We start from the raw sequence: 13,556 nt of genomic DNA, 5'->3' as shown, positions 1-13,556 counted from the left end.
TTCCGTCACCCGGTTTCCCCTCTGGTGCCGCAACGGGAAGCGTCCTCTTCTCCCAGTAACGGCCATGTAAACAAACCAGACGAAACACGTTTCGTCCTTGGGCAGCATCAACGGTTCGCAATGCACTAACGATTGCAATAATCGCAAACTAATATGCTTCAGGTATGAAGTTCTGCGGCAAGTTTAAGAGGTTTGCAAGGGGTTTTTGCAAAATAAAATTGCAACTCAACTTCCAGCCTAATAATTGTGCACAATATTCCAAAATTAAAGGTATTTTGCAGATTGTTTTCTACATTGACTAATTTTGCGGCACGTTCTCAATTGGCATCTGCATAAACAGGTAAGCCATGGCGTTTGATAATCCCGAATTTTTGAATACCCCAGATGACACTGCAATTGCTGTGCGACACATATCGGCAAGGGGAGATGCTTGCGCAATTGTTCAAGTAAATCATGGATTGGCAGAACATTCCCTGCGTTACAAGAGATTTGCTGCCCATTTGAGCGAGCAAGGCTTCCATGTCTATGCACATGATCATCGTGGCCACGGCCTAACAAGGGCGCCAGACGCACCAGCCGGGCGCTTTGCTGCGAAAGACGGAATGGAAGCTGTGTTGCGTGACGTCGATGCAGTGAACTGCCACGCACGGGAACGTCATCCTGGTCTGCCACTTATAATCTTTGGACATTCTCTGGGAGGACTGATTGCTTTCAATTACGTGCTGGAGCACCAAAGCAAAATTGATGCAGCTGCGATCTGGAACGCAAACTTTTCTGCTGGAATGCTGGGTCGCTTCGCCCAAGGCTTGTTGCTCACCGAACGCATGTTTCTAGGTTCTGATGTTCCAAGCATGCTGCTGCCTAAACTGACATTTCAGGAATGGAACCGCAGTGTCGCTAATCCGCGAACAGATTTCGACTGGTTGTCACGGGACTCTGCCGAAGTTGATTTGTACATAAACGATCCTCTTTGCGGGTGGAGTCCTACGGTAAGCATGTGGCGTGATACGTTCGATTTGGTATTCATGGGGGCAAAGAATAGCTCGTTGAGCAAGTTACGTCGCAACCTACCCTTCAACCTCGTTGGCGGTGCCAAGGACCCTGCGACAGCACAAGGCACTTCCGTCAATCATTTGGACCATAGAATGCGCAAGCTCGGCTTTACTGACGTTACCACCAAAATATACCCGGATACGCGCCATGAAGGCCTTAACGAAATCAACCGTGAACTTATCATGAGCGAATTTGCCCAGTGGGCTGTCCGCACAGCCTCAAAGGCAAGTCGATGATCGCAGTGCAAGCAGAAGCTCCGCTTAAAGGCATACGAGTCATCGAGTTGGCGCGCGTGTTGGCTGGTCCATGGGCCGGTCAGATTCTCGCCGATCTTGGAGCCGATGTTATCAAAGTCGAAAACCCTGCCGGGGGTGACGAGACCCGTGGCTGGGGCCCTCCTTTCATAACCAGCGCAGAAGGTGAAAACCTTTCAGCCGCGTATTTTCACTCCTGTAACCGAGGCAAGCGCTCTATCACTGCCGATTTTACGACCGCCGAGGGACAGGAGACCGTGAAAGCGCTTTGCCGGTCCGCAGATGTTGTGCTTGAAAATTTCAAGGTGGGCGGATTGGCAAAGTACGGACTGGACTATAACAGTCTGAGCGCGGAGAACCCACGTCTTGTCTATTGTTCAATAACAGGTTTTGGACAAACCGGGCCTTACGCGGCGCAGGCAGGCTATGATTTCATCATTCAGGGCATGTCCGGACTGATGTCTGTGACTGGCGATCCTGCGGGCCAGCCTCAAAAAGTAGGCTTGGCAGTCGCAGACGTATTTACCGGTCTCTACTCAGTCATTGCTATTCAGGCTGCCCTCGCCCACGCAGCCAAGACCGGCCAAGGTCAAATGGTGGATATGGCACTTTTTGATGTGCAATCCGCCGTGATGGCCAATCAGGCGATGAATTATCTGGCAACAGGAAAAAGCCCGAACCGCATGGGTAACGCACACCCAAATATCTCACCTTATGAAGTGGTACCAACCTCCGACGGTCACTTGATTCTCGCGGTTGGGAATGACGGGCAATTCGCAAGGTTCTGTTCAATCATCGAACATCCAGAATGGGCCAGCGACGAGCGATTTCTTACAAACCGCTCGCGGCTCGAAAATCGCGCAATACTCACAACGCTCATCAGTACGGAAACCTCAAAAAGAACCCGGGCTGAACTGCTGGAGGCATGTGCGGCAAACGCGGTGCCAGCTGGACCGATCAACAAGATCGGGGAGATGTTCGAAGATCCGCAGATCGTGGCACGGCAGTTGCGGCTTGACCTTGAAGACTCACATGGCAGCTCTATTCCTTCTGTGCGAACACCGATCATCATGTCAAAAACACCATTGGCCTACGCACGGCCCTCGCCTCGCTTGGGCGAGCATACTGCCGATATTCTCCAACAGCTGAAGGACGCATCCAATGAAGACGGGCGGTGAACTGATCGTTGAAGCTTTAGCTGCCAATGGCGCGGAACGTCTGTTTTGCGTGCCTGGTGAAAGCTATCTGGCCGTATTGGATGCGCTTTATGATGCGAAGATCGGCATAACGATTTGCCGCGCAGAAGGCGGCGCTGCCATGATGGCCGAAGCTTGGGGTAAGCTTACAGGAAAACCTGGAATCTGTTTCGTCACGCGCGGGCCGGGAGCGACCAACGCTTCTCCCGGCATACATATCGCTATGCAGGATTCAACTCCCATGATCCTGTTCATCGGGCAAGTTCAGCGCGATGCCCGCGAACGCGAGGCATTTCAAGAGGTGGAGTATCGCCGCTTTTTTGCCGATACCGCCAAATGGGTGGCAGAAATTGACGATGCCCGGCGTATTCCCGAATTTGTAACCCGCGCATTCTCTGTCGCGACCTCCGGGCGGCCTGGCCCGGTTGTCCTTGCTCTGCCTGAGGACATGCTGACCGACATGGTTGAAGCGGTCACGGCACAAGCGTGGCAGCCGGTGGAGACCGGCCCATCCGCCGCCAGTATAGAGAAGCTTGCAGACATATTACAGGCCGCCTCTAAACCACTCATGATATTGGGGGGAACCCGTTGGAGCGCAAATGCCGTTAAATCAATTACCCATTTTGCCGAGAAATGGCACCTTCCCGTGGGGTGCTCGTTCAGACGGCAGATGCTGTTCGATAATTTACATCCCAACTATGCAGGCGATGTCGGAATCGGCATTAACCCGGCATTGGCTGCACGTGTGAAAGAGGCTGATGTATTGCTGCTCGTGGGCGGACGGTTTGGCGAAATGCCCTCCTCCGGCTACACGCTCATGGATAGCCCCTACCCCAAGCAAACCTTGATCCATATCCATCCGGATGCAAACGAGTTGGGTAGGGTTTACCGGCCAACCCTTTCGATCAACTCGGCACCAGACGCATTTGCCGAGGTGGTGGAACATCTTGCCCCACCATCCCACATAAATTGGCTTGGGGAAGCTGATGCAGCGCATAAATCTTATTTGGCCTGGTCGACGCCGCCGCAAAGCGGCCCCGGTAAAGTCGCGATGGGACCAATCATGTCCTATCTTGAAACCATATTGCCTGACGATGCGATCATGACCAATGGTGCCGGCAATTACGCGACCTGGTTGCATCGGTTCCATCGTTTTCGCCGCTATGCGACACAAGCAGCTCCCACGTCGGGATCAATGGGCTATGGTCTTCCTGCCGCTGTTGCTGCAAAACAACTTCATCCTGAACGCACGGTCGTCTGTTTTGCCGGCGATGGCTGCTTTCTCATGAACGGTCAGGATTTTGCCACTGCAGTGAAGTACAATCTGCCTATTATTGTTCTCGTTATTAATAATGGCATCTATGGCACAATCCGCATGCATCAGGAGCGCGAATATCCGGGACGCGTATCGGGCACGGACCTGACCAATCCCGATTTCGCAATGCTAGCACGAGCCTATGGCGGTCATGGTGAGACGGTGGAAACTACCGGCGAGTTTGAGGGCGCTTGGCAACGTGCAATACAAAGCGGAAAGCCAGCGATCATCGAAATTCGCCTGGATCCGGAAGCGATCACTCCGGCCAAATCATTGAGTGATATCCGCAACCGCATATAAACCAGATGGCGCAGGGCTTCATTCAGTGATAATCAGCCCGCCCGCGAGGGATTTTTCCCTGAATAATATGGAGATCAGCAATGGCTGAAGCATTTTCCAATTGGCTGCATACGGTTTTTATCGAGCAGTTTGACGCCTGGATTTTGCTGGGCTTTTTCGCTCAGGGCTGTTTCACCATGCGCTTCGTTGTCCAGTGGCTTGCGTCGGAAAAGGCGAAGAAGAGCGTCATTCCCGTTGCCTTCTGGTTTTTCTCGCTGTTTGGCGGAGCGTTGCTTTTTGTCTATGCGATCGTGCGAAAGGACCCGGTATTCATAGCAGGCCAAGGCTTTGGCCTGTTTGTCTATATTCGAAATCTCTGGCTGATCGCCAATGAGAAACGGACTCTTACCCAAGATATGTAAGCAACAGCCTACCTAATAAGCGGTCGCCCGACTGAGTGATATTCGATTCCCGCGCCTACGAGTTCCTGCTGGTTGAAGACATTACGCAGATCAAACAGAATATTGCCGCTCATCAGTTCTGAAACCTTTTTCAGATCGAGCGAGCGATAGGCATTCCATTCAGTCAGCAATACGGTGATGCCGGCACCTTCAATGGCCTCATAAGCAGAGGTGCACCAGATAACGCCCGGCAGTACCGGTTCGGCAGCGCTACGCGCTTCCGGGTCATGCGCCCGCACAGTCAGGCCTGCATTCTGTAGGGCTGGAATAATGTCCAAGGCCGGAGACTCACGGATATCATCCGTATTTGGTTTGAATGCGATGCCGAGAACAGCAATAGTCTTGGCACCGCTCTTGTTTGCGGCTGCCACAATCCGTTCAGCCATCGAACGCTTGCGCTGCTCATTGACTGTAACAACCTGTTCAATCAGCGTCTGAGGTGCATTCATCTTGCGTCCGGTTGCAGCGTAAGCTCGTGTATCCTTGGGGAAACACGAACCACCGAACCCCGGACCGGCATGCAGGAACTTCGAACCAATGCGATTATCCATGCCAATGGCACGCGCAACGTCCTGCACATTACCGCCACTCTTCTCGCAAAGGTCCGCCACTTCGTTGATGAAAGTCACTTTCATCGCCAGAAAGGCATTGGCGGCATATTTGATGATCTCGGCGTTTTCCAGTGTCGTTACAATCATCGGCGTTTCGCGCAGATAAAGCGGGCGATAAACGCGCTTCATGGCAGCGGCACCGGCATCATCATGCACCCCAACCACAACGCGATCGGGCCGGAGGAAGTCCTCTACCGCCGAGCCTTCACGCAGGAATTCCGGGTTGGAAACCATCGAGAATGGCACGCCCGGCCGCGCCTTGGCGATGCGATCACGTACATCGGCATTGGTGCCGACAACCACCGTCGATTTGATGACAATCACGGCATTCGGCTTCATGGCGGCAGCAATCTCTTCCGCCGCCGCATGAATATATTGCAGATCAGCCTCGCCATCACCGCGTCTTGACGGTGTACCGACCGCGACGAATATCACGTCGGCATCTGCAACTGTCTCGGCGAGTTCGGTCGTGAATGTCAGCCGACCGTCGCGCGCATTGCGCGCAAGCAGTTCATCAAGGCCGGGTTCAAAAATGGTGACTTCACCCGCCTGCAATCGTTTGACGATAGCCGGGTTTTTATCAACGCATGTTACCGAAAAGCCGAACTCGGCAAAGCACACTCCCGATACCAGACCGACATATCCGGTCCCGATCATCGCAATCTTCATCGAAAAGTTCCATTCCGCATGTTTTGGCAGGTTCAGTTTCTGGCGCAGACGTTTCGCACAATTGACGCTTCATGCCAATTACCTACGATCAATGGCGGCACAATCTGCCGCCGTAGCAATGTTCCGTCTGATATGTCAGTCCAGTTTGACCGGTTTGCGCTCCGGCCCCTTGCGTTCCGCAGATGCAGCCCAAAGATTGACATTGGCGTCATTCGCATAGCTATCGATCTCGGCGAGTTCCGCATCGGTGAACTCAAGATTATCGAGTGCTCTCACACAATCAACGACCTGTTGTGGCTTGCTGGCACCGATCAAAGCCGTCGTAATGCGACCATTCCTCAACACCCAAGCCAAAGCCATTTGACCAATGTCTGTCCCCGTCTGGAGGCTATCTCGTTCAATGAGCGAATATTGGCAATATTCTGATCGCTAAGAAAGTCAGGATTGAGTGATTTCCCTTGTGCAGCACGGCTCTGTTCCGGAACACCCTTAAGATATTTGTCCGTCAGCATCCCTTGGGCCAAAGGCGAGAATACAATTGAGCCAATCCCCAGATCCTCCAAGGTATCAACCAAACCATCTTCCTCGATCCAACGATTAATCATGGAGTAGCTTGGCTGGTGAATAAGGCAAGGCGTGCCAAGCTCTTCGAGAATGGCCGCAGCTTCACGTGTACGGTGAGAATTATAGGAGGAAAGCCCGACATATTGAGCGCGGCCAGACCGCACGATATGGTCAAGCGCCATCATGGTTTCTTCAAGAGGCGTATCCGGGTCGAAACGATGGGAGTAAAAAATATCGACGTAATCGAGACCAAGCCGCTTCAAGCTCTGGTCACAACTGGCAATGATATATTTACGGCTGCCCCACTCGCCATAGGGGCCGGGCCACATTCCATATCCCGCCTTGGAGGATATGATCAGCTCATCACGGTGCGCTTTGAAATCTGTACGCAGAATTTCACCAAAAGCGGTCTCCGCAGAGCCGGGGGGTGGGCCGTAATTATTGGCAAGATCAAAATGGGTTATGCCAACGTCAAATGCCTGCCGACATATGGCCTGTTTGAGATTATGAGGCGTATCATCGCCGAAATTGTGCCAAAGGCCGAGAGAAATCGCTGGTAGCCTTAAGCCGCTGCGGCCACAACGATTATACTTCATGGCGTCGTAGCGCTTGGAATCCGGGATATAGCCCATAAGATCGATCCTGTTCTCGTCAATAAATATGCCGCGCACTCGATCGCCGGACGCCCTCACGGACGCAAGAGGCGATCTATTCCTTTGTTTTTAGCATCGGATTATCCAAAAACCGGGATTCCACTTTTCGGTCCGATGCTCTAAGGCGACTCTGTACGCGGCGGTGACTATGGCCCAAACGGTTTATGATGTCATGACATGAATCGTCACGATTTGATGACCTGCCCTTCGCTGTCAAAGCGATAGGTGCGCCCGGCATCAGGCGTTGCATAAAGAATGCAGTCTACTTCATATTGATGCTCTCCGAACAGGCGGACTGTCAGCGGTCCGAAATCGGTTTGCAGATAGATGATCGTATCGGCACCCAAATGCTCGACGTGAATGACAGATCCCTTCCACTCACCTGATGTGGGGCTGACCTGAATATGCTCTGGGCGAATGCCGATAGTTTTCGCGTCGCTATGACCAAGCTTTGTTGCATCAATCAGGTTCATTTGCGGTGACCCGATGAAGCCAGCAACGAAGACAGTTTGTGGAGCATTATAAAGCTCCATAGGCGACCCCACCTGCTCGATCTTGCCCTTGTTGAGAACGACGATCTTATCGGCGAGCGTCATTGCCTCAACCTGGTCATGCGTCACATAAATCATTGTCGCTTTGAGCTGACGATGAAGACGGGCAATCTCCAGCCGCGTGTTAACACGCAGCGCAGCATCAAGATTTGACAATGGCTCGTCAAAAAGAAACAGCTTAGGCTCACGTACGATGGCGCGCCCGATTGCAACACGCTGGCGTTGACCACCGGAAAGCTCTGAAGGACGCCGCTCCAGATAATCGTCAAGCGACAACATGGCGGATGCGACTTTGGTACGCTCCTTGATTTCGCCTGCCGGTTTTCCCGCCTGTTTCAAACCAAGCCCCATATTGTCACGCACCGACAGATGCGGATAAAGCGCATAGGTCTGGAAAACCATCGCAATGCCGCGTTTGGCCGGCGGCGTATTGTTGACCTTCTTCCCATCAATATGAATTTCGCCAGACGTTGCATCTTCCAGACCGGCGATAATGCGCAGCAGGGTTGACTTGCCACAACCTGATGGCCCGACAAAAATGACGAACTCGCCATCCTCTACTTCAAGGTCGATACCTTTCAGTACGTCCACATGGCCAAAGGACTTAACGATATTTTCGATCTTCAAAGAACCCAATGTCTTGTTCCCGTTTCTTGGATAAATTTACAGGTTTACTGGCTGGCCGGTGCGAACACTTTCGTCGGCTGCAAGACACACGCTCAAAGAGCGCACAGCGTCCTGCATGTGGCGCGTGAGATCAATGTTTTCCCGGATAGCCTTGAGAACATAGGCCTGCTCAAGATCGCAAAGTTCCTGATGACCGGGTTCCCCCGCCATATTCAACAACTCGTCTTGTTTGGTAAAACGCCCATCGGCGCCCATCGCTGCCGAATGCAACTTTATTGTTGACGTCTTGGTATGCGAGTCGATGTCGTCCGATTTCGCATTCTGATCCATGACAATAGACACGCAGCCATTGGGAGATATGACATCCTTTACGAAGAAGGCGGTTTCGGAGATCATCGGACCCCAGCCCGCTTCATACCAACCCACAGTCTTATCATCGAACAGAACTTGCAGATGACCATAATTATACATTTCAGGCGCAATCTCATCTGATAGCCGTACGCCCATACCTCTTACCTGTACGGGCTTAGCGTCAGTAATCTGCAACATCACATCGAGGTAATGCACACCGCAATCAACAATCGGCGATGTCGTCTGCATAAGCGCCTTATGCGTGTTCCAGGTTGCACCACTGGATTGCTGATTCAGATTCATCCGGAAAACATACGGACCGCCAAGTTTGCGCGCTTCGTCGATCAACCGAATCCATGACGGATGATGCCGCAATATATAGCCGATAACCAGTTTGCGGCCATATTTTTGGGCGGCTGCAACCACACGCTCCGCATCAGCGACAGTCGTGGCAAGTGGCTTTTCAACGAAGACATCCGCCCCCGCTTCCATTGCCGCAACCGCATAATCCGCATGGCTGTCGGAATAGGTATTGATCGAAACCAGTTCCGGCTTCAGCTCCGCCAAAGCTGCCTCAAATGACGGATGTATCGTGTATCCCGCAAGCTCCGGCTGCAGGTCAACCACTGACCTGTTAACCAAGCCGACAATCTCAAAACCCGGATTATTGTGATAGGCGAGCGCATGACTGCGGCCCATATTGCCAAGCCCGGCAACCAGAACGCGGATCGGCTTTTGTTCGCTCATTTCACGGCTCCTGCAGTGATGCCGCGGATCAACTGCCGCGAGAAGATAAGATAAAGGACAAGCACCGGCACAATCGCCAATGTCAGTGCAGCGAGAACGGCATTCCAGTTCGTCACGAACTGACCGATAAAGACTTGGCTACCCAGCGTTATCGTCTTGGTCGCGTCGCTTGGCGCAAGGATGAGCGGAAACCAGAGATCGTTCCAGATCGGTATCATCGTAAAGACGGCAACGGTTGCCATGGCCGGCCTTATCAGTGGCAGGACAAGCCGGAAGAATATCGAATATTCGGAAAGACCGTCGATGCGTCCGGCATTCTTCAAATCATCAGAAACGGTCCGCATGAATTCTGTGAGAATAAAGACTGCCAGCGGCAGGCCCTGTGCGGTATAAACCAGGATCAGCGCGGTAAGTGTGTTGACAAGACCAGCTGCGACCATCCCCTGCAGAATAGCAACTGTCCCGAGGCGAATCGGGATCATGATCCCAAGCGCAAGATAAAGACCCATCAGCGTATTGCCGCGAAAACGATATTCCGACAATGCAAATGCAGCCATTGCTCCAAACAGAAGAACGAAGAAAATCGATACGGAGGTAACGATGAAACTGTTCTGGAAATAGAGTGTGAAATCGCCCTGTTTCAGTACTGTCTCATAACCCACAAAACTGAATACCGATGGCGTCGGCAATCCCAGCGGATCGCGAAAAATAGAAGCGCGATCCTTGAAGGAATTAATGACTGTCAGGAACACAGGAAATAAAGCAATGAGCGTATAGCTTAGCAGCGCAAGATGTACCAAGCCGGTCCGAACTGGGGATGTTGTTGTTTTCGCCATGAACGTAATCCTAGAACTGGTAACGGCGCATGCGCCGCTGAATGGCAAACAGGTAGAGACAAACGCCCGAGAGGATGATGAGGAACATCACCGTCGCAATGGTCGCGCCCATGGATTTGTCACCGATCTGTAGCTGGAAGCCGAAGAAAGTTCGATAAAGCAGCGTTCCAAGAATATCCGTCGCCCCATCCGGCCCGGCCAGCGCACCTTGCACGGTATAAACCAGATCGAACGCGTTGAAGTTGCCCACAAAAGTGAGGATCGAGATGATGCCAATGGACGGCAATATCAGCGGAAGCTTGATCTTCCAGAACTGACTCCATCCGGTAACACCGTCACATTCTGCCGCTTCCAGAACTTCATCTGGGATGTTCAGCATGGCCGCGTAGATCAGCATCATCGGTATGCCGACATACTGCCACACAGAAATTAGCGACACCGCAATCAACGCCGAGCCAGGCTTGCCAAGCCAGGGAGAGAAAAGCGATTTGAGGCCGACTAGATCCAAAAGGAATGGCGAGACGCCCCATATTGGCGAAAGGATGAGCTTCCAGATAAACCCGACAATGACAAATGATAGCAGCGTCGGCAGAAACAGAGCGGTGCGGTAAAAGGCGCCAAAGCGCAATTTCGGCACTGACAGGAGCGCTGCCAATGCAACCCCGATTGGATTTTGCACGACCATGTGAATGAAAAAGAAGATGAAGTTGTTCTTCAGTGCGTTCCAGAAGCTTGCCGCCCAACGCGGATCTCCAAACAGCACAGCAAAATTGTCAAAGCCTACAAAGACGCTTTGGCCATCTTTAACATTAAACAGCGAAAGACGCAGTGTTTCGATGAGCGGAAGGATCATCACCGCCGTGTAGACGAGCAAAGCCGGTGCCAGAAACACCAATATGTGCCAGCGCCAGTGACGCTTGTCGTTGCCGCGGTCGGCCGATACATGCTCGACTGTGCTCATGGATAAGAGAACCCCTGCTTGTGGTTTTGGCCGCATCATAAAACGGCGTGCGACTGCCGATCTGAATCCGTTGCGCCCGGTTATCGAGCCTCAGGATAAAAGAAATGAACGGGGCATCAAACGACACCCCGTTCATGATCAGTGCTTATTTGGCCGGCTTGTACCAGCTATCGAGACCGTCCTGCAGCTTTTTGGCGGCAACTTCAGGCGTATCCGTACCATTGATAACGTTGGCGGATTCTACCCACGTCTCGTTTTCGAGATTAGGCGTGCCCCGCGACAGGATCTGATAAGTCGAACGAATTGTTGGCTTGCACTTTTCACGCCAGGAAACGAACTCCTGCGCCAATGGATCCTGCATCTTTACCGGCGTCGAATTCAGGCTGAAGAAGCCCGGCAGCGCATTGGCGTAGATATTGGCAAATTCAGGCGAAGCGACCCAATCAAGAAACTTTTTGGCTTCTTCCGGATGCTTGCTCTTGGCATTCAGGCCTGCACCAATGTCATTGTGATCTGAGATGTAGCATGCATCACCGGCATTTTTCACCGGTGGTGGGAATGCGCCCATTTTGAACTGGGCTTGGGTGTTGAACAGGCCAATTTCCCATGAGCCAGCTGGGTAAATGGCAGCACGACCCAATGTGAACAGATTTTGGCTGTCGGGATAAGTCTGGGCTTCAAAGCCATCGCCTAGATAGTCCTTCCACTTCAGCAAAACCCTGAAAGGCTCGACCCAAGGGTCGTCTGTGAGCTTTTCCTCGCCCTTGATCAGCTTGGCGCGACCTTCTTCACCCTTCCAATATGTCGGACCGATATTCTGGTAGCCCATGGTTGCGGCTTCCCACAGGTCTTTGGTGCCCATCGCCATTGGAATATAGGTGCCATCAGCCTTGATCTTGTCGAGAGCTGCAAAGAATTCGTCTTCAGTCGTTGGAACAGCGATGCCGAGTTTGTCAAATGCCTCTTTGTTGTAAATGAAGCCATGAATAACCGAAGCCATCGGCACGCAGAAGGCGTCCTTGCCATCGTCTGTCGTCCAAGCAGCCTTAGCTACATCAGAGAAATTCTTCATGCCGGGCAGATCGGTGAGGCTGGCAAGGTTGCCACGCTTGAACTGTTCCAATGATTTATCGAAGGGGCGGCATGTAATGATATCGCCAGCACTGCCTGCATCGAAACGCGCGCCAAGAGCCGCATCATATTCGGTGGGTGGTGTTGGCGCGAATTTCACCTTGATACCGGGATTCTTTGCTTCAAAGGCCGGGATCAGCTTTTCCTGCCAGATAGCAAGATCGTCCGTACGCCAGCTTTCAATCGTAAGCTCGGTGTCGGCGGCATGGGCAAAACCGGCTGTCGCCAGGATGCTTGTCGCCATTAGCAGTGATTTCAATGTCTTGCTTCCCATTTTAGTCTCCTGTTGCACCCTCATGAGCAGTGCCGTTAATGAGAACCCAAGACCCTAACGGGAACCAAGGCTCTCTTTGAGTTCCGAAAGCGACGGGCGAAGCCTCTGTTGATTGCTTTCGAGAATTCTTGTTGCTGTATTTGAATGTGCGCCGGTAGCCAGCAATATTGCCAATTTCACGGACCCGCCGCTTGCATCCAGAAATTTCGCAGCGTCGTTCAGATTGCATGCGCTTATTGCCGAGACGATGCGGGCAGCTCGCTCGCGCAATTTGATATTATCCGCGACCAGATTGACCATGTAGCCGTCATGTACGTGTCCAAGATGGATCGCCATCAAAGTAGACAATAGATTGAGCGCGATTTTTTGGGCCGTTCCAGCCCCCATGCGCGTGGAGCCAGCGACCATTTCCGCCGGAGTCTCTAGCGCAATGGCAACATCAACACCGTCAAAGATCGGCACATCGCGATTATTGGCAATCGAAATGGTTCTAAGTCTGCGTCTCTTGGCCTCATCGATTGCTGCCAGAGCGTAAGGCGTCGTACCGCTTGCCGAAACGGTTATCAGGCAATCGCCCTCGCCCAAGCCTGCATCTGCAATATCCTTCGCTGCTTGACTGACATCATCTTCATAGGTTCCGGCAAGACGATTAAGGCTGGCAATGCCACCGGCGATCAGAATGACAATCTTTTCAGGCGCGATGCCATATGTGCCGGGAATTTCCAGCGCATCGGCCAAAGCCATAAGGCCTGAGCTTCCAGCGGCTGCATAAACCAACTTACCGCCGCCAGCGATTGTTTCAGCAGCGATCCGTGCGGCCTCACCGATCGAGCCCAATTCATTGGAGACAGCTTGTGCAGCAGCGATTTGCGCATCCAGCAACAAGCGTAAAACAACGTCCGGTGACTTTTCGTCAAGACCGGTCGCCCTGTCGTTGCGTTGCTCGGTGCGGCTAGGTTCCACTCTGCTCTCCTCGTTTTTATAATTAATGCCAAAAAAATACCACTTGTCCAGTGAATCTTA

Annotated in this window: 11 protein-coding genes and 1 pseudogene; 4 read left to right on the top strand and 8 right to left on the bottom strand. The window is 52.4% G+C overall.

Annotated features, from left to right (window positions below; translation table 11 throughout):
- The first annotated feature begins 347 nt into the window (after positions 1-347).
- From ACYJL1_RS07825 to ACYJL1_RS07810, 4 genes are all read left to right on the top strand, one after another.
- Complete coding sequence (locus ACYJL1_RS07825; protein ID WP_460897808.1) at positions 348-1,289, top strand: lysophospholipase; 942 nt, start codon at positions 348-350, stop codon at positions 1,287-1,289.
- Positions 1,286-2,485 carry a CaiB/BaiF CoA transferase family protein gene (locus tag ACYJL1_RS07820; RefSeq protein ID WP_460897807.1) on the top strand — a complete coding sequence of 400 codons (1,200 nt, stop codon included), beginning with the start codon at positions 1,286-1,288 and terminating at the stop codon, positions 2,483-2,485. Before ACYJL1_RS07825 ends, ACYJL1_RS07820 begins: the two co-directional genes overlap by 4 nt.
- On the top strand, positions 2,469-4,118 hold the full coding sequence (locus tag ACYJL1_RS07815; protein ID WP_460897806.1) for a thiamine pyrophosphate-binding protein: 1,650 nt from the start codon (positions 2,469-2,471) through the stop codon (positions 4,116-4,118). The genes ACYJL1_RS07820 and ACYJL1_RS07815 overlap by 17 nt, the downstream gene beginning before the upstream one ends.
- 80 nt (positions 4,119-4,198) lie before the next feature.
- On the top strand, positions 4,199-4,519 hold the full coding sequence (locus ACYJL1_RS07810; RefSeq protein WP_460897805.1) for a lipid-A-disaccharide synthase N-terminal domain-containing protein: 321 nt from the start codon (positions 4,199-4,201) through the stop codon (positions 4,517-4,519).
- An 8-nt stretch (positions 4,520-4,527) separates the two neighbouring features.
- Here the strand turns inward: ACYJL1_RS07810 and ACYJL1_RS07805 are convergent, their stop codons facing one another.
- From ACYJL1_RS07805 to ACYJL1_RS07770, 8 genes and pseudogenes are all read right to left on the bottom strand, one after another.
- Positions 4,528-5,838 (bottom strand): UDP-glucose dehydrogenase family protein, encoded by a 1,311-nt coding sequence (locus ACYJL1_RS07805; protein ID WP_460897804.1) that lies wholly within the window; start codon positions 5,836-5,838, stop codon positions 4,528-4,530.
- Between the two features lie 135 nt (positions 5,839-5,973).
- Positions 5,974-6,998, bottom strand: a pseudogene (gene mgrA / locus ACYJL1_RS07800) (L-glyceraldehyde 3-phosphate reductase).
- A 242-nt stretch (positions 6,999-7,240) separates the two neighbouring features.
- The gene (locus tag ACYJL1_RS07795; RefSeq protein ID WP_460897803.1) at positions 7,241-8,242 is read right to left on the bottom strand and encodes an ABC transporter ATP-binding protein; all 1,002 of its coding nucleotides are present in this window, start codon (positions 8,240-8,242) and stop codon (positions 7,241-7,243) included.
- A 27-nt stretch (positions 8,243-8,269) separates the two neighbouring features.
- Positions 8,270-9,331: a Gfo/Idh/MocA family protein gene (locus ACYJL1_RS07790; protein WP_460897802.1), complete on the bottom strand. Its 1,062-nt coding sequence runs from the start codon at positions 9,329-9,331 to the stop codon at positions 8,270-8,272.
- On the bottom strand, positions 9,328-10,167 hold the full coding sequence (locus ACYJL1_RS07785; RefSeq protein ID WP_460897801.1) for a carbohydrate ABC transporter permease: 840 nt from the start codon (positions 10,165-10,167) through the stop codon (positions 9,328-9,330). Before ACYJL1_RS07785 ends, ACYJL1_RS07790 begins: the two co-directional genes overlap by 4 nt.
- 10 nt (positions 10,168-10,177) lie before the next feature.
- A complete protein-coding gene (locus tag ACYJL1_RS07780; RefSeq protein WP_460897800.1) occupies positions 10,178-11,128 on the bottom strand; it encodes a carbohydrate ABC transporter permease in 951 nt (316 codons plus the stop codon).
- 145 nt (positions 11,129-11,273) lie between these two features.
- Entirely contained in the window at positions 11,274-12,533 is a 1,260-nt protein-coding gene (locus ACYJL1_RS07775) for an ABC transporter substrate-binding protein (RefSeq protein ID WP_460897799.1), read from the bottom strand.
- 54 nt (positions 12,534-12,587) lie between these two features.
- On the bottom strand, positions 12,588-13,496 hold the full coding sequence (locus ACYJL1_RS07770; RefSeq protein ID WP_460897798.1) for an N-acetylmuramic acid 6-phosphate etherase: 909 nt from the start codon (positions 13,494-13,496) through the stop codon (positions 12,588-12,590).
- Between the last annotated feature and the right edge of the window lie 60 nt (positions 13,497-13,556).

This window comes from Phyllobacterium sp. K27, assembly GCF_054796155.1.
This window is presented reverse-complemented; position numbering and strand designations above follow the sequence as displayed.

Bases quoted from the DNA above. Each gene is read 5' to 3' on its own strand.
- ACYJL1_RS07790 (WP_460897802.1), bottom strand. From the start codon at position 9,331: ATGAGCGAACAAAAGCCGATCCGCGTTCTGGTTGCCGGGCTTGGCAAT.
- ACYJL1_RS07810 (WP_460897805.1), top strand. From the start codon at position 4,199: ATGGCTGAAGCATTTTCCAATTGGCTGCATACGGTTTTTATCGAGCAG.
- ACYJL1_RS07815 (WP_460897806.1), top strand. From the start codon at position 2,469: ATGAAGACGGGCGGTGAACTGATCGTTGAAGCTTTAGCTGCCAATGGC.
- ACYJL1_RS07780 (WP_460897800.1), bottom strand. From the start codon at position 11,128: ATGAGCACAGTCGAGCATGTATCGGCCGACCGCGGCAACGACAAGCGT.
- ACYJL1_RS07820 (WP_460897807.1), top strand. From the start codon at position 1,286: ATGATCGCAGTGCAAGCAGAAGCTCCGCTTAAAGGCATACGAGTCATC.
- ACYJL1_RS07825 (WP_460897808.1), top strand. From the start codon at position 348: ATGGCGTTTGATAATCCCGAATTTTTGAATACCCCAGATGACACTGCA.
- ACYJL1_RS07775 (WP_460897799.1), bottom strand. From the start codon at position 12,533: ATGGGAAGCAAGACATTGAAATCACTGCTAATGGCGACAAGCATCCTG.
- ACYJL1_RS07785 (WP_460897801.1), bottom strand. From the start codon at position 10,167: ATGGCGAAAACAACAACATCCCCAGTTCGGACCGGCTTGGTACATCTT.
- ACYJL1_RS07805 (WP_460897804.1), bottom strand. From the start codon at position 5,838: ATGAAGATTGCGATGATCGGGACCGGATATGTCGGTCTGGTATCGGGA.